This is a genomic window from Aliidiomarina halalkaliphila, from assembly GCF_007096385.1.
Classification (GTDB): domain Bacteria; phylum Pseudomonadota; class Gammaproteobacteria; order Enterobacterales; family Alteromonadaceae; genus Aliidiomarina; species Aliidiomarina halalkaliphila.
The window spans coordinates 785,787-809,015 of the sequence record NZ_VJWL01000001.1; the positions used below are offsets into that span (position 1 = coordinate 785,787).

29 protein-coding genes are annotated in these 23,229 nt (G+C 50.1%); 16 read left to right on the forward strand and 13 right to left on the reverse strand.

What is annotated here, in order from left to right; genetic code table 11:
• Nucleotides 1–26 precede the first annotated feature (26 nt).
• Nucleotides 27–353 carry a DUF3392 domain-containing protein gene (locus FM042_RS03635; protein WP_143234412.1) on the reverse strand — a complete coding sequence of 109 codons (327 nt, stop codon included), beginning with the start codon at nt 351–353 and terminating at the stop codon, nt 27–29.
• Between the two features lie 160 nt (nt 354–513).
• Here FM042_RS03635 and xthA point away from each other — a divergent pair, with 160 nt between their 5' ends.
• On the forward strand, nt 514–1,326 hold the full coding sequence (gene xthA / locus FM042_RS03640) for an exodeoxyribonuclease III (RefSeq protein WP_143234414.1): 813 nt from the start codon (nt 514–516) through the stop codon (nt 1,324–1,326).
• Nucleotides 1,327–1,343: 17 nt separating this feature from the next.
• Here the strand turns inward: xthA and yfbV are convergent, their stop codons facing one another.
• Nucleotides 1,344–1,769 (reverse strand): terminus macrodomain insulation protein YfbV, encoded by a 426-nt coding sequence (gene yfbV / locus FM042_RS03645; RefSeq protein WP_143234416.1) that lies wholly within the window; start codon nt 1,767–1,769, stop codon nt 1,344–1,346.
• A gap of 256 nt (nt 1,770–2,025) precedes the next feature.
• Between yfbV and FM042_RS03650 the strand changes: the two genes are divergently transcribed.
• Genes FM042_RS03650 through FM042_RS03665 form a run of 4 tightly spaced genes read left to right on the forward strand, consistent with a single transcriptional unit; the run spans nt 2,026 to nt 4,482 of the window.
• Nucleotides 2,026–2,376, forward strand: a complete 351-nt coding sequence (locus FM042_RS03650) for a Spx/MgsR family RNA polymerase-binding regulatory protein (RefSeq protein ID WP_143234418.1) — start codon at nt 2,026–2,028, stop codon at nt 2,374–2,376.
• Complete coding sequence (gene dapE / locus FM042_RS03655) at nt 2,369–3,529, forward strand: succinyl-diaminopimelate desuccinylase (protein ID WP_143234420.1); 1,161 nt, start codon at nt 2,369–2,371, stop codon at nt 3,527–3,529. Before FM042_RS03650 ends, dapE begins: the two co-directional genes overlap by 8 nt.
• Nucleotides 3,530–3,575: 46 nt before the next feature.
• Nucleotides 3,576–4,232, forward strand: a complete 657-nt coding sequence (locus FM042_RS03660) for a M15 family metallopeptidase (protein ID WP_221931493.1) — start codon at nt 3,576–3,578, stop codon at nt 4,230–4,232.
• A gap of 1 nt (nt 4,233) precedes the next feature.
• Nucleotides 4,234–4,482, forward strand: a complete 249-nt coding sequence (locus tag FM042_RS03665) for a DUF2897 family protein (RefSeq protein ID WP_185960686.1) — start codon at nt 4,234–4,236, stop codon at nt 4,480–4,482.
• A 39-nt stretch (nt 4,483–4,521) separates the two neighbouring features.
• Here FM042_RS03665 and purC read toward each other — a convergent pair whose 3' ends face one another.
• Genes purC through dapA form a run of 3 tightly spaced genes read right to left on the reverse strand, consistent with a single transcriptional unit; the run spans nt 4,522 to nt 7,269 of the window.
• Complete coding sequence (purC, locus tag FM042_RS03670; protein ID WP_143234426.1) at nt 4,522–5,235, reverse strand: phosphoribosylaminoimidazolesuccinocarboxamide synthase; 714 nt, start codon at nt 5,233–5,235, stop codon at nt 4,522–4,524.
• A 35-nt stretch (nt 5,236–5,270) separates the two neighbouring features.
• Entirely contained in the window at nt 5,271–6,380 is a 1,110-nt protein-coding gene (bamC, locus tag FM042_RS03675) for an outer membrane protein assembly factor BamC (RefSeq protein ID WP_143234428.1), read from the reverse strand.
• On the reverse strand, nt 6,370–7,269 hold the full coding sequence (dapA, locus tag FM042_RS03680; RefSeq protein ID WP_143234429.1) for a 4-hydroxy-tetrahydrodipicolinate synthase: 900 nt from the start codon (nt 7,267–7,269) through the stop codon (nt 6,370–6,372). Before dapA ends, bamC begins: the two co-directional genes overlap by 11 nt.
• Before the next feature lie 206 nt (nt 7,270–7,475).
• Here dapA and bcp point away from each other — a divergent pair, with 206 nt between their 5' ends.
• Entirely contained in the window at nt 7,476–7,946 is a 471-nt protein-coding gene (bcp, locus tag FM042_RS03685; RefSeq protein WP_143234430.1) for a thioredoxin-dependent thiol peroxidase, read from the forward strand.
• 105 nt (nt 7,947–8,051) lie between these two features.
• On the opposite strand, the gene FM042_RS03690 is transcribed toward bcp, so the two are convergent.
• Complete coding sequence (locus FM042_RS03690) at nt 8,052–9,125, reverse strand: AI-2E family transporter (RefSeq protein WP_143234431.1); 1,074 nt, start codon at nt 9,123–9,125, stop codon at nt 8,052–8,054.
• A gap of 268 nt (nt 9,126–9,393) precedes the next feature.
• On the opposite strand from FM042_RS03690, the gene bepA reads away from it, so the two are divergent.
• From bepA to FM042_RS03705, 3 genes are all read left to right on the forward strand, one after another.
• Nucleotides 9,394–10,878: a beta-barrel assembly-enhancing protease gene (bepA, locus tag FM042_RS03695; RefSeq protein WP_143234433.1), complete on the forward strand. Its 1,485-nt coding sequence runs from the start codon at nt 9,394–9,396 to the stop codon at nt 10,876–10,878.
• Nucleotides 10,879–10,953: 75 nt separating this feature from the next.
• Nucleotides 10,954–11,310: an arsenate reductase (glutaredoxin) gene (gene arsC / locus FM042_RS03700; protein WP_143234435.1), complete on the forward strand. Its 357-nt coding sequence runs from the start codon at nt 10,954–10,956 to the stop codon at nt 11,308–11,310.
• A complete protein-coding gene (locus FM042_RS03705; RefSeq protein WP_143234437.1) occupies nt 11,307–11,777 on the forward strand; it encodes a DUF2069 domain-containing protein in 471 nt (156 codons plus the stop codon). Before arsC ends, FM042_RS03705 begins: the two co-directional genes overlap by 4 nt.
• Here FM042_RS03705 and hda read toward each other — a convergent pair.
• Both hda and FM042_RS03715 read right to left on the reverse strand, forming a co-directional pair.
• Nucleotides 11,774–12,517 carry a DnaA regulatory inactivator Hda gene (hda, locus tag FM042_RS03710; protein WP_143234439.1) on the reverse strand — a complete coding sequence of 248 codons (744 nt, stop codon included), beginning with the start codon at nt 12,515–12,517 and terminating at the stop codon, nt 11,774–11,776. The genes FM042_RS03705 and hda overlap by 4 nt on opposite strands.
• On the reverse strand, nt 12,505–13,704 hold the full coding sequence (locus FM042_RS03715) for a DUF2066 domain-containing protein (protein ID WP_185960687.1): 1,200 nt from the start codon (nt 13,702–13,704) through the stop codon (nt 12,505–12,507). Before FM042_RS03715 ends, hda begins: the two co-directional genes overlap by 13 nt.
• Nucleotides 13,705–13,907: 203 nt before the next feature.
• On the opposite strand from FM042_RS03715, the gene FM042_RS03720 reads away from it, so the two are divergent.
• Nucleotides 13,908–15,203, forward strand: a complete 1,296-nt coding sequence (locus tag FM042_RS03720) for an MFS transporter (protein WP_143234443.1) — start codon at nt 13,908–13,910, stop codon at nt 15,201–15,203.
• A gap of 33 nt (nt 15,204–15,236) precedes the next feature.
• On the opposite strand, the gene pgm is transcribed toward FM042_RS03720, so the two are convergent.
• Together pgm and seqA are read right to left on the reverse strand one after the other, a co-directional pair.
• Nucleotides 15,237–16,868: a phosphoglucomutase (alpha-D-glucose-1,6-bisphosphate-dependent) gene (gene pgm / locus FM042_RS03725; RefSeq protein WP_143234447.1), complete on the reverse strand. Its 1,632-nt coding sequence runs from the start codon at nt 16,866–16,868 to the stop codon at nt 15,237–15,239.
• Nucleotides 16,865–17,404: a replication initiation negative regulator SeqA gene (gene seqA / locus FM042_RS03730; RefSeq protein WP_143234450.1), complete on the reverse strand. Its 540-nt coding sequence runs from the start codon at nt 17,402–17,404 to the stop codon at nt 16,865–16,867. The genes pgm and seqA overlap by 4 nt, the downstream gene beginning before the upstream one ends.
• Before the next feature lie 126 nt (nt 17,405–17,530).
• Here seqA and FM042_RS03735 point away from each other — a divergent pair, with 126 nt between their 5' ends.
• The 6 genes from FM042_RS03735 (at nt 17,531) to FM042_RS03760 (ending at nt 21,151) form a co-directional block, all read left to right on the forward strand.
• The gene (locus FM042_RS03735; protein WP_143234453.1) at nt 17,531–18,301 is read left to right on the forward strand and encodes an alpha/beta fold hydrolase; all 771 of its coding nucleotides are present in this window, start codon (nt 17,531–17,533) and stop codon (nt 18,299–18,301) included.
• Nucleotides 18,302–18,395: 94 nt separating this feature from the next.
• On the forward strand, nt 18,396–18,614 hold the full coding sequence (locus tag FM042_RS03740) for a DUF2788 domain-containing protein (RefSeq protein WP_143234456.1): 219 nt from the start codon (nt 18,396–18,398) through the stop codon (nt 18,612–18,614).
• 40 nt (nt 18,615–18,654) lie between these two features.
• Nucleotides 18,655–18,930, forward strand: a complete 276-nt coding sequence (gene ybfE / locus FM042_RS03745; protein ID WP_143234460.1) for a LexA regulated protein — start codon at nt 18,655–18,657, stop codon at nt 18,928–18,930.
• Between the two features lie 49 nt (nt 18,931–18,979).
• On the forward strand, nt 18,980–19,504 hold the full coding sequence (fldA, locus tag FM042_RS03750; RefSeq protein WP_143234463.1) for a flavodoxin FldA: 525 nt from the start codon (nt 18,980–18,982) through the stop codon (nt 19,502–19,504).
• A gap of 155 nt (nt 19,505–19,659) precedes the next feature.
• Nucleotides 19,660–20,121 (forward strand): ferric iron uptake transcriptional regulator, encoded by a 462-nt coding sequence (fur, locus tag FM042_RS03755; RefSeq protein ID WP_143234466.1) that lies wholly within the window; start codon nt 19,660–19,662, stop codon nt 20,119–20,121.
• 1 nt (nt 20,122) lies between these two features.
• On the forward strand, nt 20,123–21,151 hold the full coding sequence (locus FM042_RS03760) for a saccharopine dehydrogenase family protein (RefSeq protein WP_143234468.1): 1,029 nt from the start codon (nt 20,123–20,125) through the stop codon (nt 21,149–21,151).
• Between the two features lie 67 nt (nt 21,152–21,218).
• On the opposite strand, the gene kdsB is transcribed toward FM042_RS03760, so the two are convergent.
• Genes kdsB through lpxK form a run of 3 tightly spaced genes read right to left on the reverse strand, consistent with a single transcriptional unit; the run spans nt 21,219 to nt 23,226 of the window.
• A complete protein-coding gene (gene kdsB / locus FM042_RS03765) occupies nt 21,219–21,968 on the reverse strand; it encodes a 3-deoxy-manno-octulosonate cytidylyltransferase (protein WP_143234470.1) in 750 nt (249 codons plus the stop codon).
• Nucleotides 21,965–22,162 carry a Trm112 family protein gene (locus FM042_RS03770; RefSeq protein WP_143234472.1) on the reverse strand — a complete coding sequence of 66 codons (198 nt, stop codon included), beginning with the start codon at nt 22,160–22,162 and terminating at the stop codon, nt 21,965–21,967. The genes kdsB and FM042_RS03770 overlap by 4 nt, the downstream gene beginning before the upstream one ends.
• On the reverse strand, nt 22,159–23,226 hold the full coding sequence (gene lpxK / locus FM042_RS03775) for a tetraacyldisaccharide 4'-kinase (protein WP_143234474.1): 1,068 nt from the start codon (nt 23,224–23,226) through the stop codon (nt 22,159–22,161). The genes FM042_RS03770 and lpxK overlap by 4 nt, the downstream gene beginning before the upstream one ends.
• Nucleotides 23,227–23,229 lie beyond the last annotated feature (3 nt).

Genomic DNA, 23,229 nt, shown 5'->3' on the forward strand with positions numbered 1-23,229 from the left:
CGTCCTATTCCTCTTTACAACGGTCGTTAGCAACCGCGTTTGCGTTCAGCAATCATGCCCAACGCCACCATAATCGCAACTACCAGAACCCCTAAATAACGGGTCGATACTTGCGCCAGTTGCATATGCAGAAATGGGGCCATCCAATTCAGTAGCAAACCGTACCCGAAAGCACACAAGAGAACAAACACGGTTGTGCGAATGATAAAGTGATACTGAATAACTTGATTGCGCACAATACGATTGATATCACTGCCCCAGATCACGAGCACAGTGGCAGAAATCATCATGGAAATATAAGGCAAGTGGCCGCGCATCCAGCTTCCCAAAGTCATGAGCACATCGTTAAACATTGATCTTATTCTCTCGTTCTTATTTTCAATAATGGCTCGCAGTATACGAATCCGTGCCTTGATGTACAGTCTCGAACGGTGCAAACGATGCTTTCGTACTGCATCCTCGTTCTGGCAATGGTATGCTTTTACTTTATCGACCAAACTAAAGAATAACAGCATGAAATTTATTAGTTTTAATATCAATGGCATTCGCGCGCGTTTGCACCAATTGCAAGCATTGATCGATAAGCACCAACCTGACGTGATTGGCTTGCAAGAAACCAAGGTACACGATGATTCCTTTCCTCTTGCCGACGTAGAAGCGATGGGGTACCAAGTGCTCTATTTTGGTCAGAAAGGTCATTACGGCGTTGCCTTGCTCTCCAAGTTACCGGTGCAGGACATAACTTACGGATGGCCAGGCGATGATCCCGAAGCCCAGCGGCGGATGATTATGGCCACAGTCACCAGCCCTGAAGGCGAGCAGATTCGCGTAATGAACGGTTACTTCCCACAAGGTGAATCGCGCGACCATCCTGTGAAGTTTCCGGCTAAAGAGAAATTCTATCAGGATCTGATGCAGTATCTGGAGGCCGACTTGTCTCCAGAACAACCGGTAATTTTGATGGGGGATATGAATATCTCCAGCACGGATCTGGATATCGGGATTGGCGAAGACAACCGCAAGCGCTGGTTGCGCACCGGCAAATGTAGCTTCCTTCCAGAGGAACGGGAATGGCTTGGGCGCTTGCTTGACTGGGGCTTTACCGATACCTACCGAGCATTAAATCCTGACACCAATGATCAGTTCAGCTGGTTTGATTACCGCTCGCGGGGTTTTGACGATAACCGTGGCCTACGTATCGATTTGATTTTGGCCACGGATGTATTAGCAGAGCGCTGTGAAGAATCAGGCATTGATTATGAATTGCGGGGTATTGATAAGCCCTCGGATCACGCCCCAGTGTGGAGCGTATTTCGTTCAAAATAATGGGCGTTAACCTAAGTTTACCGTTCTTCCGGTGGAAGGACGGTAAGCGCCGCTTTTAACACCCGCGCCAAATCGATATAACAAGGCCCCGGTCGGTGACTGGGTAACCGGATATCCTCGCCTGACTCGTTTAATTTCTGTTTAAGCTCAAAATACCAATGCTTCAATGGCGGTGGTAATTTGCAATAGGCCCGTTGCCCTAGCCAATAATAGCCTTGTAGGGGTAACAGCAAAATAAACAAACTCGCGCCGATAATTTGCGGGAGGTAATCAGTTCCCAGATATTGAAACTGAACGAAGAAATTCACCACGGCCGCAATCGGAAGCATACGCGCACCCAATCGTGTTGCGGGGATCACTTTGGCTTCGGTCATATTGCCAACAACCGCATGATTCGGCCACACTTTCATGTATTTCACACCACGCCGAACAGACTTCCACATCGAATATCACCTCACTTTATGTACCATATGATCGCATAAAGACCACTAAAAGATCAAAAAAACAGCACATGCGCATTTCTCGAACAGCTGTGTTTATCCTTATAAAACAAGAGGTTGACAAGTTTAAATCAGCTAATTAACAAGGTTATCCACAGAAAAAGTGGATACCTTTGAATAACTTTCAGCTCTTTTGTTTTTGGCCCATTTGTGGCACTGTTTTCCCACGTTACCACTGATTGAAGAAAGGAACGCATCTATGAGTACCGTTGTGTTCGGCATCACCAACTGCGACACCGTTCGCAAGGCCCGTAAATGGCTAAAATCCCATAACGTTCAGTATGAATTTGCTGATCTCAAAAGCGCCCCACTTCCGGCCACAACCATCGAGCACTGGGTCAATACGCTCGGGGTGGAGCAACTGATCAACAAACGCGGAACAACCTGGCGTAATCTTCCCGACGACGATAAAGGCGAATTAACCTTGCCCCGTACTATTCATCTAATCCAGCGTCATCCGACGTTGCTCAAACGCCCTGTTGTGGTGCATGAAGGCGACATGTTAGTTGGCTTTGACGAAGCGACTTGGCAGGGGTTTTTCCGTGTCTGAACAGCATCCTACACTCGAACTTGCCCGTGAACTTATCAGCCGAAGGTCGGTGACCCCCGAAGATGCCGGTTGCCAACCACTCATGGCTAAGCGCTTAGCCGCCTTAGGTTTTGATATCGAGACCATGGTATTTGAGGACACCACCAACATGTGGGCACGCCGTAATACATCCGGTCCGGTATTTTGTTTTGCCGGTCACACCGATGTAGTTCCTCCCGGCGATGCCAAAGATTGGCACACCGACCCTTTTGTGCCCACTGATAAAGACGATGTGCTCTATGGCCGTGGCGCGGCAGATATGAAAGGGTCATTAGCCGCGATGGTTGTGGCCACGGAACGCTTCGTAAAAAAGCACCCAGAACACCATGGCAGTATCGCGTTTTTGATTACCAGCGATGAAGAAGGCCCTTTTATCAATGGCACCGTACGCGTGGTGGAAACCTTAGAAGCACGCAACGAAAAAATCACCTGGTGCCTAGTCGGCGAACCGTCATCCACAAATTATGCGGGTGATGTGGTAAAATATGGTCGGCGCGGGAGCATGACCGGGTACTTAACCATTGAAGGCGTGCAAGGCCATGTGGCCTACCCACACTTAGCCCGTAATCCTGTGCACTTAGCGGCGCCTGCTATTGCCGAGTTAGCGACTGAAATGTGGGACGAAGGCAATGCAGCATTCCCCCCCACCAGTTTTCAAATTGTGGATGTGCAAGCAGGCACTGGAGCAACTAATGTGGTTCCGGGACGAATGAAGGTCACCTTTAATTTGCGCTTTAGTACAGAGTCTACCGCACAAGGTCTCCAGCAACGTATTCTTGCCATCTTGGATAAACACGAACTCGTTTACTCCATGGATTGGATTCTCAATGGTGAGCCCTTCTTGACCGAGCAAGGCCCGCTCGTAGACGCCACTAAAGCCGCGGTCACGGATGTGATAGGCACACCTCCGGAGCTATCGACGGCAGGAGGGACCTCCGATGGTCGCTTTATTGCACCGACAGGTGCGCAAGTGATTGAGCTTGGTCCGGTGAATGCAAGTATCCACAAAGTAAACGAGCACGTGAGCCATCAGGATTTAATCACCCTGACGGATATGTACGAGCGGATTCTGGAACGTATGCTTGTGCCAACTCCAACATCAGAGCGCGCGTAGTATGGAGCTCACTCTGGCACAACTTTGTGGCGTGAGAGACACCCACGTGCGGTCGGTACCGGGGGAGTCATCCCCCTTAATTCAACTGCAACCGCAAGTCAGCGCGGCTTTTACCCGCATGCAAAGTGCTGCTGCTCAAGCGGGTGTTCATCTGCATATTGCCAGTGGATTTCGTAGCTTTGAGCGACAAGCAGGAATTTGGGCGCGCAAGTATACTGGTATTCAGACCCCGGTGCGCGATGAATCCCTGCATGCCATATTGCGTTGGTCTGCCCTGCCCGGCTTATCACGTCATCATTGGGGCACGGATTTTGATTGTTATGATCCAGTCGCCTTGGGTGAGCAATCATTACAATTAGAGCCATGGGAATACGGGCCTGAGGGCCCCATGGCGGCACTATTTGCGTGGTTGACGGCCCATGCCCATGAGTTTGGTTTCTATCGCCCATATCTCAGTAACGACACGCCTGGTGTCGCCGCCGAGCCGTGGCATTGGTCATACGCACCATTGGCGGCGCAATATCAAGCACGCTATCAAGCGCCGGTGCCCATTGTGCGGGCGCTTGATCAGTTCTATCAAGAGTTCGAAGTGGTGGGGCGTGAGCACATCACCGCCCAGTTTGCGAGTTTGATCGAACGCTACATGGGCTCGGTGGCAGCCATTCCAGATGCGGCGTTACAGCCAGTACAAGGGGGACGCTGATATGTCGGTGTGGGGTGTGATTATTATTGTCTTGGCGCTAGGCATTATTCTGAGCAATATTATGTTGGTGAAAAAAACAGCCCATATGAAAATGCCCGATAGTGTTGTGAAAAAAGCAGAGGAACAACGCCGTTACGAAGAACAACTGCGTGACGAAGCGAATAAAGATACCCACGCAACACTAGATTCCAAGAAGGCTCAAGCAGAACATTCCTCAAATGAGGAATTTACACAAAAAAACGAGGACTAATTGTCCTCGTTTTTATTTAGGTTACTGTCAACGCAACGGTTAGCTCAACGGTACACCCAAGCGTTTGGCGACTTCTTCATAGGCTTCAACAACACCACCTAAGCCTTGGCGGAATCGATCTTTATCCAGCTTAGTGCGGGTTTCTTTGTCCCATAACCGGCATCCATCTGGGCTAAATTCATCCCCAAGCACGATGCTGCCATTGAACACACCAAACTCAAGCTTGTAGTCCACCAACAGCATGCCCGCGTTCTCAAACAGTGGCTTAAGCACGTCGTTGACTGCAAAGGTTAACCGCTTCATTTCCGCTAGCTGTTCGCTCGTGGCCCACCCAAAAGCAAGCGCGTGCGATTCATTCACCATAGGGTCATGCAGCGCATCGTTTTTCAAAAACAACTCAAACGTTGGCGGATTCAACTCAAGACCTTCGGTAACACCTAAACGGCGCACCAATGAACCCGCGGCAAGGTTACGCACCACGCATTCGACGGGAATCATTTCGAGTTTTTTCACCACACACTCAGTATCTGACAGCAATGTTTCCATTTGCGTTGGAATACCGGCTGCGCTCAATTGCTCCATAATGAAGTGATTGAACTTATTGTTCACCATGCCCTTACGAGCCAACTGCTCTACTTTTTCACCGTCAAACGCCGAGGTGTCATCCCGAAATTCTAAAATCAGATAATCAGGATTATCCGTGGTGAATACTGTTTTTGCCTTACCGCGATACAACTCGTCACGTTTTTCCATTGCCGTTTCTCAGTGGTTCGATGAAAAATTACAGTTTATTGGTCAAGATTTCTAAATGCGTCTTCTAGTGCCGGCGCCCACGATTCGAGTTGCGCTTGGTCGAGGGCATTGCCATCGATCATAGGCACGATGTAGACAATACCGTTTACTTCATCAACGGAGAAGTTCACTTCGGTACCCCGTGGCAAATCTAAAGGACCACGAACACTACGACGGAACAGACGTGAGAACCAGCCGCGTTTACCACCCGGTTGATACTCGGTGTAATACGTTCCTTCGGTTTGATTCAAATCGTCGATCACAAACCCTAAATCCGTGATAATCCCAGGCATGATTACCCAACCGGTATTGAAGTCGCCCGCGAATGCCACCGCAGGGTAGCCATCCGGTGATTCCAGCAATTCAAACTCAAGGTCCGTTTGCACGGCGGCCACACGGCCTTGCATGTAACGGCGATTTAGATTGCTACTAATGGTATTTAGAAAATCAGCTTCGATCTCACGCTGCAGCATTGCAGGGAGTTGATCCTGAGGTACCCGACGACCATCATCATATTGACTGATCGATTGCGCATTCACCGACAACGTAGCACTGCGACGATGCGCTGGTGCTGTCATATCAACAATAAGCGTTTGTTCTGTTTCCACGGCAACACGACGACCGCGCAGACGGTTAAAGAAACCTTGGCGTGGGCGTGTGTATTGCTGAATGCGGAACGAGTCAGTGACCGCTCTGCTCTCACGGTCGTGCTCCACTAAGGTTGCGCCAGAAGCGGCGAGCACGCGCTCTACTTCATCCCAAATCCACGCCGGCAAATCGGAGACCCCTTCCACCGCATCAAAGGCTAAAACAGACGCCTGCACACCTTCTTCCACACGGCTACCAGGTGCCAGAGTAAGAATTTGACGCGGCGAACGGATGCTCACGTTTGCACCTACAGGCGCATTACGCATGGCCGTTGTTTCTTCAGGGATCTGATACTGCGAACGAGGTGCCCGCTGCTCCAACCCTTCTGGGATAATCAGCGAGGGCTGTTCCTCAACTTCCAGATAACCAAAACCGCCTTCCGCTAATTCACGATTTGACGTACAACCACTCACCAAGGCGATTCCCATGGTAAGTAAGACTACGTGTTTAAACTTCATCCGAACTCCGCTCTTTTAATTGTCCTGCGTTTATCAGTGCCTGTTCGATAACTTTTTCGCTCGCAAGTTCCGGGGGTGTCAGCGGAAGTCGGTAATTCGCTTGAATCCAACCTAAGCGCGCCATGGCCCACTTCACCGGAATAGGGTTTGCCTCGATAAATAAAGCTTCGTGCAAAGGCGCTAGTTTCTTATCTAATTCTTCGGCCAACGCCACATCACCGCGGGTTGCCGCTTCCACCATGCGTTTCATGGTTTGTGGCATAAGGTTCGCGGTCACGCTGATCACACCATGGCCACCGGCCAACATAAACTCACGGGAGGTGGGATCATCACCGCTTAATAATAAGAAGTCATGTCCACAAATCCGCTGAATTTCAGCAACCCGTGACACATCACCAGTGGCTTCTTTAATGCCCACAATATTTGGCAACTGCGCGAGCTCTCCAACAAGCTCCGGCGTTAGATCACAACATGTACGACCCGGAACGTTGTACAGAAACTGGGGTAAATCACTGGCTTCGCCAACATGACGATAATGTTCAATAATGCCGCGGCGGCTGGGTTTGTTGTAATAAGGGGTCACATTCAAAAAGCCATCTACGCCAAGCACCGCGATACGCTCTGTGAGTTGCACCGCTTCTTGAGTCGCATTAGAACCATTGCCCGCGATCACTTTAATTCGCCCTGCGGCCACTTCCACCGTGGCCCGCACAACATCGACATGCTCGTCATGGCTGAGAGTTGGGGATTCGCCGGTGGTACCGACCGAAACAATCGCATCAGTACCGTATTGAATATGAAACTCAACCAGTTCTGTGAGGAGTTTGTAATCCACATTACCGTTGCTTGTGAACGGGGTGACAAGTGCCACCATACTGCCGGTCAGCATAGATTCTCCCTCTAAAAATGAGGGCTCAATCTTACTCGTGGAGCACTACAATGACAAGCCTAGTGGGGTGTTTCCTTGTGATAAATCTGTAATTATTCCGCTCACCGAGTCTAGGCCCTCCCTTTCGTTCTCATTGGCGACAGGGTATCCTCTTAACTGGTCCCCTTCGATTCGTTTCACTCGACTATTGCGACAGGAGTCTTTTCATGAAAACACTGCAGGTTGGCGATAAAGCCCCGATGTTTACCTTACCTGATCAACAGGGTGACGCGGTGAGCCTTGAGAACCTACTTAAATCCAATCGCGTGCTGGTGTATTTTTACCCAAAAGCGATGACCCCAGGCTGCACCGTGCAAGCGCAAAATTTGCGGGATACCCGCGACGAATTAGCGAAGAAAGGCGTTGTGGTGGTGGGAATTAGTCCTGATGCGCCGAAGCGCTTGGCGAAGTTTACCGAGCGCGACAATTTAAATTTCACCCTGCTTGGCGATGAGCACCACGAAGTCGCCGATGCCTTTGGTGTATGGGGACCGAAGAAATTTATGGGGCGCGAATACGACGGCATTCACCGTATTAGCTTTTTGATTGATAAAAACGGCAAGGTCGCGCACGTATTCGATAAGTTTAAAACCAAGGATCACCACGAAGTGGTACTTGCGGCTTTAGATAGCCTATAAGGCAAGGCCGATTACCGAACTACTTGCAGCAACTAAAAGGCCCGCGTTATCACCAACGCAGGCCTTTTATTTTTGGAGGGGTCTTCTGAGCACAGCGCTCTTAGACTATTCCTGAGCGACGTCTTGCTCTTCACGATGAGTGGAAAGCGCTGTAATCACCGCTTTCACCAAGCTGGCTAATGGAATGGCAAAGAATACCCCCCAGAAGCCCCAGATCGCGCCAAATATTAAAACCGCACCAATGATGTATACCGGGTGCAAGCTCACCGCTTCGGAGAACAATATGGGAACCAGTACGTTGCCATCCAATGCTTGGATAATTAAATAAGCGACGATAAGCCAAAGCAAGGTCGCACTAATGCCAAACTGGAACAAACCCACCAACGCCACGGGGATAGTCACTACAGCGGCACCGATATAGGGCACCAGTACCGAGAACCCAACAAGGGTGGCCAACAAGGCGGCATAGCGCAAATCGAACATGGTGAAAACAATGTAGGTCACGACCCCGACAATCACGATCTCCGCCGCTTTCCCGCGAATATAATTCATGATTTGCAAGTTCATTTCCGTGCCCACTTGACTAATCAAGCGGCGTTGCTCTGGTAAGATGCGATTAAAGTGTTCCAGTAACAGCTTTTTATCTTTCAGCATAAAGAACACCAATAACGGCACGATAATCATGTATACCAAAACCACGGCCAAGAGCACCAAGGTATTCAGTGAGCGTTCCAACAAGCCTTGACCGAACTGCAACAAGCGGTCATTGACCTTGTCGGTAAACAGCTGTAACTGACTCGCATCGACAAAGGCCGGGGCTATTTCTTCAACGCTCTCCATCATTTCACGCCAAGCCTGGGCAATTAACGGCAATTCCGCGAGCAAATTCACACTTTGTTGCCAAATCACTGGCATCAAGAACATCACGGATAAGAGGGCGAAGGTAAAGAAGAGGACAAAGACAAGGAGTACCGCGTAGAGCCTTTTAAAGCCAAGTCGTTCTAAGCGGCTTACCGGCCATTCCAATAAATATGCGAGGGCAATAGCAACCAGGATCGGGGCCAGCACGGTACCAAACAGGACAATAAGTCCAAACCCGATGAGCAATAACAACGTAAGCGTAATTGCGTTTGGGTCAGAAAATTTGCGTTGAAACCAATCGCGAATATATCCCAACATAAATAATGCTGCTCCTTTCGAGCCTCAATCCGCAAAACTGTTTGCGTAACTCTCATTGTATCAAGGGCTGCAACCTTACACCATACGCGCAAAGGTCGACAAGCCATGCGCAACCTTTTAGACTCAGAAACTAAACCTGTGAGCGTATTGAACCCACGCTGTTGTTTAAGGTCTCAAGCATTACCGTGAGTTGCAGTCAGGCCCTGTCCTCCGAACGTTTGCCGCGGGCTTTCGTGAAACGGGTCGATAACTATGGAGTCCTTTGGACATGCAAATCTCCTTCCGTGCCCCTGCTTTAGTCATGATCTGCACGGCTTTTCTTATTTTTTTCATTACCTCAAGCCATCAGGCTTCGGCCCATTCGCGTACCGACGTGCCCACAATAGGTACTGCCGGTGGCGCTTTTATGTCGATCGAGCGCGAACGTTTATTAGGTGAACATTTCGCCCGCGAAGTACGCGGTGCGGCGCCGGTGATCGAAGATCCGGTATTACGCGAGTATCTCGAAGGTGTTGGCAATCGCTTAGTTCGACACACCGATAATGTGCGCTACCCATTTAGTTTCTTCTGGATTCGTGACGATAGTATTAACGCATTCGCTTTTTTAGGTGGTCAAATTGGTATGCACACGGGGTTGCTCATGGAAGCCCAGGATGAATCCGAGTTGGCCTCGGTATTAAGCCATGAAATTGCCCACGTAACGCAGCGCCATATCGCCCGCAATATGGAGCGTATAACGGCGGCAGCCCCTATGACGGTTGCTCAGATTATTGGCGGCATGATTATTGGGGTGATCAACCCCACTCTGGGTATGGCAGTTTTGACCGCCAATATGGCCGGCTTCCAACAACGCCAGATCAATTACACGCGCCAGTTTGAACTTGAAGCGGATCGCATTGGCATGCAAGCGCTGCATCGCGCCGGATACGATCCTGAAGGCGCACCGCGCTTCTTTGGCCGCCTGCAAGATCGGTATCGTTATACCTCCACCTTGCCCCAGTTCTTAGTCACCCACCCGCTTCCGGATTCACGGGTTGCGGATACACAGTCACGGGCACGGGCACTTGGGCCGCGTAGCTTACCACCGAGCCTTGATTTTCATCTTGCCAAAGCACGGGTTCGGGTGCGCTTTTCAAATCGCCCAGCGCGAGATGTTTTAACCAACGTGGAACAAGAGCTACGCCAAGAGCGTGACACCACGAAGCGGGAAGGTCTGCTCTATGCACAAGCACTGGCGCTGTATGAACTCGAGCGCTATGAACAAGCCGACCAAATTATTCTCGATTTGCGCGAGACACATCCGCTCAACTTATTCTTTATTGATACGCAAACCGATATTTGGCTTGCCCAGAAGCGTTATGAAGAAGTGCTGGAAATGCTCACCACGGAGTATTCTCGCCGTCCAAATAACCAAGTGGTTACTTTGAACTTTGTTTATGCGGCGAACCATGCAGGCAAATACGACATTGCCCGCCGTGTAGTGCAAGATTATCTGATTGAGAACCGTCGCGATGTGTTGGCTTGGCAATTACTGCATGAGAGCCATCAAAAATCAGGCAATGTGGTAGGTCAACACGAAGCCATGGCCGAAGTGATGGTGCTGCGTGCCAACTTTACCAATGCCATTGAGGAGTTGCATTCAGCGTTCGCAAAATCAAACGAACATGATTTAATGAACCGGCAACGCATTCAAGCGCGAATCCAGCAGATACAGAACTTACAGGTTGAACGTGAACGGGTTTTTGACTTTTAAAGAAAACTGAGTAAAGTTGCCCGTCACCGAGAGCGGCGCTGTAATCCGTGCGCCATTTGCGAAAAGGGACTCAGCATGAGCGAATATACGATTTACCACAATCCGCGCTGCTCAAAGAGCCGCGAAACATTGAAGTTACTGCAAGAGAAAGGCATCGAGCCACGGGTTGTTGAATACCTTAAGAATCCATTGTTGCCGACTGAGCTACTTGATCTTGCGGATCAGGTTGGTGTGGCACTCAAGGATTTATTGCGCAACAAAGAAGACGAATATAAAGCACATGGCTTTGCGGATGTGTTAGATTCGCCCGAACAGCTCGCGAAGAAACTAAGTGAGCATATCAAAGTGCTCGAACGTCCCATCGTCGTGAATAACGATAGCAAACAAGGCCGTGTCGGGCGTCCGCCTGAAAACGTATTGGAGATTCTGTGAACACTCCTTTTTATAAAACGGCGCGATTTCATCGTAAACTTACATTAGTTTGCTACCCCGCCCTACTCGGATTTGTCGTACTTTGGCATGGTGTATTGGCACCCAATGAGTTTCTTCCCATCTGGCTCACTTTAGTGATTTGGGGTGTGCCCTTGTTGCTGCCGCTTAAAGGTATTTTACAAGGCAATCCGTATACTCATGCGTGGGCCAACTTCATCCTGATTTTTTACTTTATGCACGGCTTTACCACCTTGTATACCCACCCTCAGGAAATTGGATACGCTATCATCGAGATCCTATTAACCACCGGGGCTTTTTTCGGGGCAACCTTTTACGCCCGCTATCGCGGCCGCGAGCTTGGTTTAAAGCTAAAGCGAAAGAAAGAAGAAGATGCGGAGTACGACGAGCAAATGCAGGCCTATATCAGTAACGCGGGTAAGATGCCCAAGAACAAATCATCCGATTAAATGACAAGCACTTGTTTCACGAAGGGTAAAGTTAAACGGCGCTGACGAGCCATCGACGCTTGATCGAGCTGCTCTAAAGCGCCCATTAATTCATGCAAATCTCGGCTTAACCGCTGCACAATAAACTCCCCAACACCTTCCGTCAGTTCAAGCCCACGGGCTTGGGCATGTTGCTGTAGCACTGTGACTTTATCGGTATCCGGCAGAGGCCGGAGTTGATAAGGGCTCGCCCACTGTAAGCGTGAGCGCAAGTCTGGGAGTGCAATGGGGAGTCGGGTAATTGATTGGTCGGCAGCGAGCACCATAAAACCCGTGCCTGCATCTTGCACGCGATTAAACAAGGCAAACAGCGCATCACACCAAATCGATTGGTCACATACGGCTTGGATGTCGTCTAAGGCAATCACATCGTAACGCTCGAGGCCCTGAAGCACCGACACGTCGTTGGCAGATTGAAATTCATTAAGCGACAAATAAATGCTCGACCGCCCTTGATCTGCACAGCGTTCACAGAGCGCGCATAGTAAATGGGTTTTACCACGCCCAGAACTTCCAAACAAATAGGTGTATTGACGCTCGGGAGCCCACGCTGAGGCGCTAATTAGTTCAAGATGCGCAAGCAGCAGTCGGTGCGCTTCGCCAATTTCACCGCCACCTGGAACAAAATTATCGAGGCGCGCATGATCGGGCAATTGCACCGGCAAAGCCAGTTGATGGTCCGATCCCATTACCGCACCCATCGAAACTCCAAGGCTACCTCAGACGCGCTTATGTCTGCATCCGGATTGAGCGCTTCCCGCTCGATACGGCGGTCAAATTCCAATGCTTGGGCCAGCCACGAAGCGCCTCCGTTTAACTGCACCGCAAACTCGGCGGTACCTTGTTGATAGCGGCGGAGCTGCACGCGATATACTTGTCCCTGTTGCTGGAGCATCTGTTCTGCTTGCAGAACATGTGCAAGCTGCTGCAGGCCACGCATCCGCACTAAAACTTCACTAGTACCTTCGGAGGTTTCACCGATAAATAATGCGCTCACACGATCGGCGACGCGATTCACGAACTCCGTCACCAATTCGCCTTCATCGGCGGCTTCGATCACTTCGACAAAGCGCATATCTCCGATGCTCACACGCGCTTCAAGAATATAATGGTAAGCCGCATCGACTTCGAGCTCTTCCGGCAAGTAATTCGCAGCGGACTCATCTTCCGGTTCAAGTAAAATACCATCTGACGCATCGGCAGCTTGTCGAAATACCCGAGCACTGACCACCCCTTCGGTAGGGTAACGGGTTGAGGCTTGTAAAATTTCCCGTTCAAACCGGCCCCATACATCCCGTGGTGTGATGGCCATTTGATCTTGCAAATCCATTAACGGCATCATCATCGGCAAGCCGCGTCGTTCAGACGCTTGCCGAAGCTTTTCAATCAGCGGGCGCTGCTCCGCCCGGCTCACTAAACGAACCCCTCGCTCCGGGTGGTTTTCGGCAATCCATAACAACAATTGTGGACGCCGACCCGTCCATAGGGTGAATCCTGCCCGTTGCAGTAAATCGCGGACACGAGATTCATCAAAGGTAGCCAGTAAATACAAAGTGTCTTCGTCGGTACGGTAGCCAAATTGCAGTAAATAATCGTTCACATTGCGTAATTCTGCGCGAATTTGGCTGTTCTGGAGCACCGCTTCGGTACCCGATACGCGCACCAATACATCCGAGAAAATGGTTGGCAGCACTTGTTGACGCTCGTTGCGCGTTTGTGATTCAACCTCACGCTCGCCCTGCAACATGCGTTGTAGCTCACTACTCGCTGCCGTTGGTGCGGTAGCAACCAGTGCCAGCACCAAGAAAACGCCCATACTCAACGCCATCAATGCGCGCTGCGCGGCACCGAGGCTCGTTCGTAAGATGGATCCTGTCGTCAAATTCATTCGTTGCACAACAACCGCCTGAATAATTAATGTCATCGGATAATAAACACGCAGCCCCTTCACGGCAAGTGACAACCTGTGGATAAGGCTGGGGGAAATCTGGCGAAAACCCATGCTCAATGATAAAGTATTGAAATATAGGCCATGCCACTCATTCTTTGAACACTCGCCCGGTGTGTCAGCTACCCTAGGACGCAAACGCTATGCTCAGACAACAAGTTCGCGCTGTCAGTTCGTTATTATCAACAATGACATTGATCGGCTTGTGTGTAGGCATGACCAGTACCCTACTGAGCTTACGCGGTACCATCGAAGGTTTCTCGACCTTTACCATTGGTTTAATCATGTCCGCCTACTTCATCGGGTTCCTTTTCGGCACGACGCGAGCCCCAAAAGATATCCGGCGGGTCGGGTATATTCGCGCGTTCGGTGGTTTGGCCGCCTTAGGTACGGTCGCGGTACTAGTCCAATCTATATGGATCGATCCAACCGTTTGGTTTGTAATGCGTTTTGTCAGCGGTTTCGCGCTTTCCGCCATGTTTGTTATTGCTGAAAGCTGGTTAAACACCATGGCCGATAACCGCAATCGCGGTGCCCTGCTCTCTGTATATTTGGTGCTCATCTATGGTGGCCTCATTGTTGGTCAACTTATTTTGGGATTGGTGGATCCAGCGAGCTTTGTTCCGTTCGCGATTATCGCGCTGCTGATAAATGTATCGCTCATTCCGATTTTGGCGAGCGTAACCGTTGAGCCGACCACCCACACACCGAAGAAAGTTCCCATGAAATTGTTGCTCGAACAGGCCCCGCTTGGTTTGTTTGCCGCGTTCTTGGCCCAAGGCTGCTACGCCATGTTCTACGGTGTTGGCCCGGTATACGCCACTATGGTTGGGTTATCCGTGGGGCAAGTATCAATTTTTATGGCCGCCTTCATTTTCGGTGGCTTAATTGCACAAACGCCGGTTGGATTTCTTTCTGATCGGTATGATCGCCGCTTGGTTCTGGCCGGAGTAACGGGAGCCGGTGCCATTGTCGCCTTGGTGTTATCACAAGTGAGCATTACTAATCCGATCTGGATTTATATTGGCATGGGCATTCTCGGCGGTTGCTTGCTCCCGATCTACTCCCTGGCAATGGCCCACACCAACGATTACCTCGAAAAAGATCAAATGATCGGAGCGACCGGAGCCATTATTAAAGTGGGGGGCGTAGGTGCCATTATCGGAGCTCCACTCGGCGCTGCGCTGATGCAATTTGCCAACATCAATATGTTCTTTGTGATGATGGCCGTACTTGCTTTTATGATCTCCGGATACTCGGTCTATCGCGTTACGCAGCGCGCGAAAGCGCCCGATCAGATACATTCTGCACTCACCAGCTTAGCCCCAGCGCAACCGTCGGAAGAATTGCTAGCGGGCTTGATTGAAGAAGCAAACGAAGATTTTGAAGAGCCGGATGGGAAAATCCCAGTTAAACCGGGCTCATCTGGCCCAGTTTAACCGCGAATTGCTAAATCTGATGGTGATGCGACGTTATAACCAGGCGCTTAGCAGCGCCTCCGCTTCGGTTTGAATTTGTGCCAAATGTTCGGCACTTTTTAAACTTTCCGCGTAGATCTTATATACAGGCTCAGTACCCGAAGGACGCACCGCAAACCAGCCGTTCTCTGTACAGACTTTCACACCGCCAAACCCTGCCTGGTTACCCGGTGCTTTCGTCAATACCGCGGTGACCGGCTCCCCAGCCAAGGTTTCGAGATAAGGTGGTTTTTCCACTAGATGCGCAAACGACGCCATTTGTGCCGGCGTAGCCTGGCAGTCAATACGCGCGTAGCTGGCTTGTCCGTACTTGGCTTCTAATTCTGCATAGTAGGCGCTCGGTGATTTTCCTGTCACCGCCTGAATTTCCATAGCCAATAGACCCAGCAAAATGCCATCTTTGTCGGTGGACCAAGGTTGGCCTTGGCGATCGATAAAACTCGCTCCTGCACTTTCTTCGCCAGCAAAGGCAATACTGCCCTCATGCAGACCTTGAGCAAACCATTTAAAACCTACCGGTACTTCCATTAAGTTGCGCTGAACACCGGCAACAACGCGATCAATCATGGCGCTCGACACTAAGGTTTTACCAATGGCGATATCCGACGACCAATTTCGGTGCTGAACTAAGTAATCAATGGCCACTGCCAAGTAGTGATTTGGATTCATCAATCCGGCCGGAGTAACAATCCCGTGCCGATCATAATCCGGGTCGTTCCCCACCCCTAAATCATAGTCATCTTTAAAGCGCAGCAGGTTCGCCATGGCCGCCGCTGAAGAACAATCCATTCGAATCGCGCCGTCTTTATCCAACGTCATAAAAGCAAACGACGGATCCACGTGACCATTCATAATGGTTAAATCGAGCTGGTATGTATCACGAATCGCACGCCAATAAGCCGCGCCTGCACCACCCATGGCATCGATACCTACTTTTAATCCCGCTTTCTGAATCGCTGCCATATCAATTACATCGGTTAAGCTATCCACGTAGCTGGCGATCCAATCAATTTTCTTTAACCGACGCGACTTTTTTGCCTGCGCGAAGGTAACAACATTCACGCCGATGAGTTCGCTGGCTAAGATCGCATTGGCATATTTTTCAATGGTTTTGGTCACATCACCGTCGGCTGGACCACCATGAGGTGGGTTATATTTCAGGCCACCATCTTGTGGTGGATTATGGGATGGCGTAATGACCACGCCATCAGCAAGCCCTTCAGTACGACCCAGGTTATAACGAATGATTGCATGACTAATCACCGGCGTCGGCGTGTAGCCCAAATCCGATTGAATATGCACTTCAATTTCGTTGCCAATAAAGACTTCGAGGGCGGTAATAAACGCCGCCTCCGACAGTGCGTGGGTATCTTTACCCAACATCAATGGTCCGGTAATGCCTTGTTCCGTGCGGTAGGCAACAATGGCTTGGCAAATCGCCAAAATATGGGCTTCGTTGAACGATAAACGCAGAGCACTACCACGATGGCCTGAGGTGCCAAAGCTCACCTGTTGGTTCGCTTTACCAGCATTTGGCTCGTTCACGTAATAAGCACTCATCAGTGCTGGAATATTGACTAAATCACTGGGTTCCGCTGGTTGTCCAGCGCGCGGATGTTGACTCATGTTAATAAATCCCTGATTTGCTCTGCTTCGTGTGCAGTATAGCCAAGTTCCCTAGCCACTTGGGTCAGAATAGACTTTTTCTTGGTGGTGTTATTGTTGGTAACGACCCAGTACGGTGTTTCTGGAATCTGTTTTGGATTCGTACTTGTGCCAGTGCTGGTGAGCTCTGCTTCAGAGGCGGAAAAATACAAGCGATTACGCCCGCGAATATCCAATACCCGCACAAACTGTTCCGGATGACAGCGATGCAAGGTGGTTAGGATAAATAAGAAGCGTCCGACCACGCCTTTTTGCGATGTAAGATCCTGGCGAGCCACCCGATCAAAAAATCGCGTTGAATGTTCCGTATCTGACGACACCGCCACCGACTGCACATCGGCTGGTACATGACGCAATGATTCGGTGCGAGTATGGGCGGAGGTTGCATCTGAGAGACCCAGCAAGCGCCGTAAAATAGACGAGGCTGATTCGCCGATATGTTGCGTGTGCGAGGCGATGTACGTGTAGAGTTCGTCATCGATTTCTATCTTTTTCATATACTTACTGCTCTGAAATCGGGTGTTACTAAAAGTGGCGGATAGTATAACTGAGGCGGCTTCAGTTTGCACAAAAAGCACTTCCAAGCGACACTATAGCGAGACTTCCGCAGTATGAGAGCAATCATGATCTTAAATTACGAAACGTCGGGGAAACAGAGCCAAGCCGCCATCATTTTAGTGCATGGGCTATTTGGCGATCTCGACAACCTAAAAAGCATCTCCCGAGCCCTTCAGGACGACTACTACGTGGTGAACATCGAGTTGCGCAATCATGGCAATTCGCCCTGGACCGACTCCATGACCTTAGCCGAAATGGCCGAAGATATTCGTGAGGTCATGAATGAACTCAACATCGATTCCGCTTACCTGCTTGGTCATTCACTGGGCGGCAAAGTGGTGATGGATTTTGCCTTGCAGCATCCTGAACAAACCCTTGGCCTCATCGTGGCGGATATCGCACCCGTTGCCTACGACGCCCGCCATACTAGTATTCTCGATGCCCTAGAAGCGTTAGATCTCGACGCGGTTTCCAGCCGCCAAGACGCAGATAAGCAACTCAGTGAATATATTAATGAGAAAGGTGTGCGCTCATTCTTGCTGAAGAACCTTCGCAAGGACGATGACGGCTGGCACTGGCGTATGAACCTACCGGGCCTTCGCGCGTGTTACCCGGATTTGATTGGCGCACCGCAATCGGAAGGCCATTACGATGGCCCTGTGCTGTTTATTCGCGGCGGCAATTCCGACTACATTACCGAAGCGCACCGCCCAGAAATACAAAAGCGCTTTAGCAATGCAGAAGCGAAGACTATCGCTGATACGGGGCATTGGCTTCATGCAGAGAAGCCTCAGGTATTTAACGGAATTGTACTGCGCTTTCTAGAAGATCGTTAAGCAGGCGCGTGCTAGTTCCACCGATAATGGGTTTTGTGGTATCCTCCGCGCGCAGAGGCTGCGTTAAGCGCCGGTACCCATCGAGGAGTTCATTATGCTGTCTGAACACTTTGAGCTCATAGAGAGCCTGATGACCAATTTCGCGATTGCGGCTTTGTTTCTGTTGATTGGCTTGGCGATTCAAGATGTGCTGAAAAAGGGTGATGTTCCAAAGATTGGACGCTTTTTTGTATGGCTCGTTTTGTTTCTGGGAATGGCTGGATTTATTGCAAAAGGGATCATTCAGTTCTTCGTTGAGCGCAGTTTGGGTTAAGCGTACGCGGCCCAGTTCAACAAGCTCTTGAATTCTAACTATGGCGAAAGAAGCAGCAGACAAAATAACACCCGATTTATTTCAGGCGGAGCGGCGTCCGGGGCGACCCCGAACCAACCCACTGCCACGGGAACAACAACTTCGGCTCAATAAACGCCGACAACTCCAGCGCGATAAAGCCAAGGGCTTACGCCGCGTGGAGTTAAAGTTAACAGACGAACTCTATGCCGCGCTGACCGAACAAGCCGATGCCCAAAACATCAGCCGCAGCGCGCTCATTGAAAATCTAATCAAGAAAGCAATGCGTACCAAGTAACGCATTAGAACACACTGGTTTAACACGACGTATTGGGAACCACGTAGATATGGCAACCGTTGGATTATTTTTTGGCAGTGACACGGGCAACACTGAAGCCGTGGCGCAAATGATTCAGAAAGAGCTGGGCAAACATCTTATTGATGTAAAAGATATTGCCAAGTCGACCAAAGAGGAGATCGCTGATTACGATCTGCTTATTTTTGGTATTCCTACTTGGTACTACGGCGAAGCCCAGTGCGATTGGGACGATTTCTTCCCAGAGCTTGAAGAAGTCGACTTTGAAGGCAAAGTTGTAGCGATCTTCGGCTGTGGCGACCAAGAAGATTACGCGGAGTACTTCCTAGATGCTATGGGCATGATTCGCGATATCGTTGAAGCCCGCGGCGGGATTATTATTGGTCACTGGCCTACGGATAGCTACCATTTTGAAGCATCCAAAGGCATGGCCGACGACAACCACTTTGTCGGTTTAGGTATTGATGAAGATCGTCAACCTGAGCTCACCAAAGATCGCGTGAAAGCTTGGTGCGCCCAATTAATGGATGAGATGGGCCTCGATCAATTAGCCTAAGTACTGCAATCGTATAAAAAGGCCTCACAGGGCACCCTGTTGAGGCTTTTTTTTGATCCTTTTCGCGAGGATTTGGCTAACGGTTAATCAATGCTGTTTTCATCGCTGCTCGGATGTGTCTATAATCGAAAACAGTAGAACAGTCGGAGATCTTGATGACAACGCCAGATGCTCAATTAAAGAAAGCGGGACTTAAGGTTACCTCTCCCCGGATTAAAATCCTCGAAGTCATGAAGAACCCTGCGCATCAGCACGTGAGCGCAGAAGAGGTTTACAAGATTTTGTTAGAACAAGGGGATGAAGTAGGCTTAGCCACCGTGTACCGGGTACTGAATCAATTTGACGACGCTGGTATTGTCACGCGCCATCATTTTGAAGGTGGTCGTTCGGTATTCGAATTGAGCGCAAAATCTCATCATGATCACCTTGTTTGTCTCACCTGCGGCCGTGTTATCGAGTTTGAAGATGACACCATCGAACGCCGTCAGGTACAAGTTGCCACCGAACACGGCTTAAAACTCACCAATCACAGTCTTTATCTTTACGGTGAGTGCAAAAATGCAGCCACCTGCGAACATAACCGCGAAGACGCCGATCACCACAGAATTGAGATTTAATATGGAATGGATGATTTACGGAGCAAACGGCTACACCGGAGAGCTGATTGCCCGCTACGCCGTTGAACAAGGCCACCGCCCTATCCTTGCTGGCCGCAATGAAAAAGCAATTACGGAACTTGCAGACTCATTAGGATTACCCAGCCGCATTTTTGCATTAGATCGCGCTCCAAAAATCGCTGAACAACTCAGTGATATTGATTTAGTTGTGCATTGTGCGGGCCCTTTCGAGTTAACCGCCGAAGTTATGATGCGCGCTTGCATTGAGAGCAAAACCCACTATTTAGACATTACTGGTGAGCTGGATATTTTTGAGCTCGGTGCCAGTTTTGATGCGGCCGCCAAAACAGCTGGGATTGTGATCTGCCCTGGCGTTGGCTTTGATGTTATTCCAACTGATTGTGTTGCAGCAACACTCAAACAACAACTGCCCAACGCGTCCCATTTACGTCTTGGCTTTGATTCACGCTCGCGTATGAGTCGGGGCACCGCTAAAACGAGCGTGCGTCGTATTGGTCAGGGTGGCGCTGTGCGTCGCGATGGTAAGATTGTCAGTGTGCCGCTGGCTTACAAAGCCGAAACCATTGATTTTGGTGGTGGCGAGAAAATGGCCATGACCATTCCTTGGGGCGATGTATCTACTGCCTATCACAGCACCGGCATCCCAAATATCGAAGTGTATATTCCTGCATCACCGAAACTGGTGAAGCGGATGCGCAATATGAATTGGGTGCGTTGGTTATTCCGCGCTGAATTTATGAAGCGTTGGCTGATGAAAAAAATTGATCAGCAACCTGCTGGTCCAGAAGAGAAAGAACGTAAAGCCCATTACACTTGGGTATGGGGCGAAGCCACTAACCCGCAAGGCGAAGTGGTGACTATTCGTGAAAAAGTCATGAACGGATACACCCTCACCGCCCAAGGCGCCGTGACCATGGCGTTGTTTGTGCTGAATAATCCAGGCACCGGTGGTTTCCAAACCCCATCGAAACTATACGGCCCAGAGCTTATTGAGAAGTTTCGGGTGTAGGCGCAACTGCACCTTTGTAGCTAACGTTTGTGTATAAAAAAAGCTAGCCTCGGCTAGCTTTTTGCGTTTAGCCTCGAGCGCGGGCTAAATCCTCCGGCGTGTCGATGCCCGCCGGCGGTTCAATGATCGCTTCGGCAACGTGGATCTTCTCCCCATGCCAAAGTACTCGTAATTGCTCAAGGGATTCTAACTGTTCCAGTGGGCTTGGCTCCCACTCGGCGTAACGCTCTACAAATCCAGCGCGATAGGCATAAATACCCACATGGCGGCGATACATACCCAGAACGAGTTCAGCGTGGTCACGGTTGGCAGTAAAACGCTCCCGATCCCAAGGAATCGCCGCTCGACTAAAATACAGAGCGTAGTTCGACGCATCGGCGACCACTTTCACCACATTTGGATTAAATAACTCATCGGAACTGGTCAGCGGTACTGATAACGTTGCCATGGGTGCACTGCGTTGGCTAGCTAAGTTCTCTGCCACTTGGCAGATAATCTCCGGGGGGATAAAGGGTTCGTCGCCTTGTACATTGACCACCACCTGATCATCAGCAAGGGCTAGCAAATCAACGACTTCAGCCAAACGTTCCGTACCCGATTGATGATCTGTTGAGGTGAGCATGGCGCGTCCGCCAAAGCCACTCACTACATCCACAATACGTTGGTCGTCGGTGGCAATAATGACTTCCGAAGCACCACTTTGAATGGCGCGCTCGTAAACGTGTTGAATCATTGGCTTGCCATGAATATCTGCCAGCGGCTTTCCAGGCAAGCGCGTGGATTGATAACGTGCTGGAATTACAACGGTAAAGCTCATTTCTTTAATTGCTCCAATTCAGCCACCGAAAGCTCACGGGCTGCACTTGCCAGTAACGCAGGGATACCTTCGTTTACCGGATATGCGAGCTGCTCGCCGCGACACACAAGTTCGCTGCGGTCGTGATTCCAAACCAATTTCCCCTTGCATGACGGGCATGCCAAGATCGATAACATATTGGTGGGAATACTCATGCTTTGACTCCCTGCTGTTGTTGCTCAAGTTCGCGGCCCGATGCCTGCTGCACCGCCCGCAAAAACTGTTCTTTAAACGTCTCGGGGAACTGCGCCGAGACCTGCAAATAATACCAATGCGGTCGCGCAAATGAACGACATTTAATGGCATCTTTTTCCGTCATTAAAATAGGCACTTCATTGCTTACATCATAAAAATCTTGTGCTGAATACGCATGATGATCCGAGAACACACGGGTTTCCTGAATATCAATGCCGTGCTCCATCACAAAATTAAAGAATCGCTCCGGATTACCAATACCGGCAATGGCCAATACACTTTCACCATCGGGCACATCAATTTCAGCACCGTCACTCACCCGGCGCCAGCCTACTGACGTTAGCGTCATAGGCACAGCCTGCTCATTGCGCTTTAACTTTAAGCCCGCAATGGTGGCCGGCTGACCCCCATTGATAATGACCCATTGTGTCTTCCGTAATCGCCGACGACTCTCACGCAATGGCCCAACCGGCAAGCGCCAACCATTTCCTAGGCCGCGTTCGCCGTCAACCACAGCAATTTCAATATCGCGATCGAGAGCGTAATGTTGCAAACCATCGTCGGCCAAAATCACATCGACTTCACCAGATGCTTCTAACATTTGCGCTGCCTGAACACGCTTGGGAGCCACTACAACAGGCACTCCGGTAAGTTCCGCTAATAATTTTGGTTCATCCCCGACTTGCAGCGGCGAACTATTTTTATCCACTCGTTGTGGAAACGGGCCTTCACCACCGTAACCGCGACTCACAATCCCAGGTCGATAGCCGGCTCCTTGCAGTAACCGCACCAATCCCATCACCGTTGGCGTCTTTCCGGTTCCACCGACAGTCACGTTACCGACCACAACCACTGGCAAAGATACCTTTGTACGACGTTTTAAGCGGATTTTATACAAACCACGTCTGAATGCCGCGACCCACGTAAAAAGCACGCTAAGGGGCGCCAGAGGCCACAACGGCAATACCAACTTGGGTTGATACCACCAGCGCACAATTTGTTTTTCCTGTTTACGTTGCTGCATCGG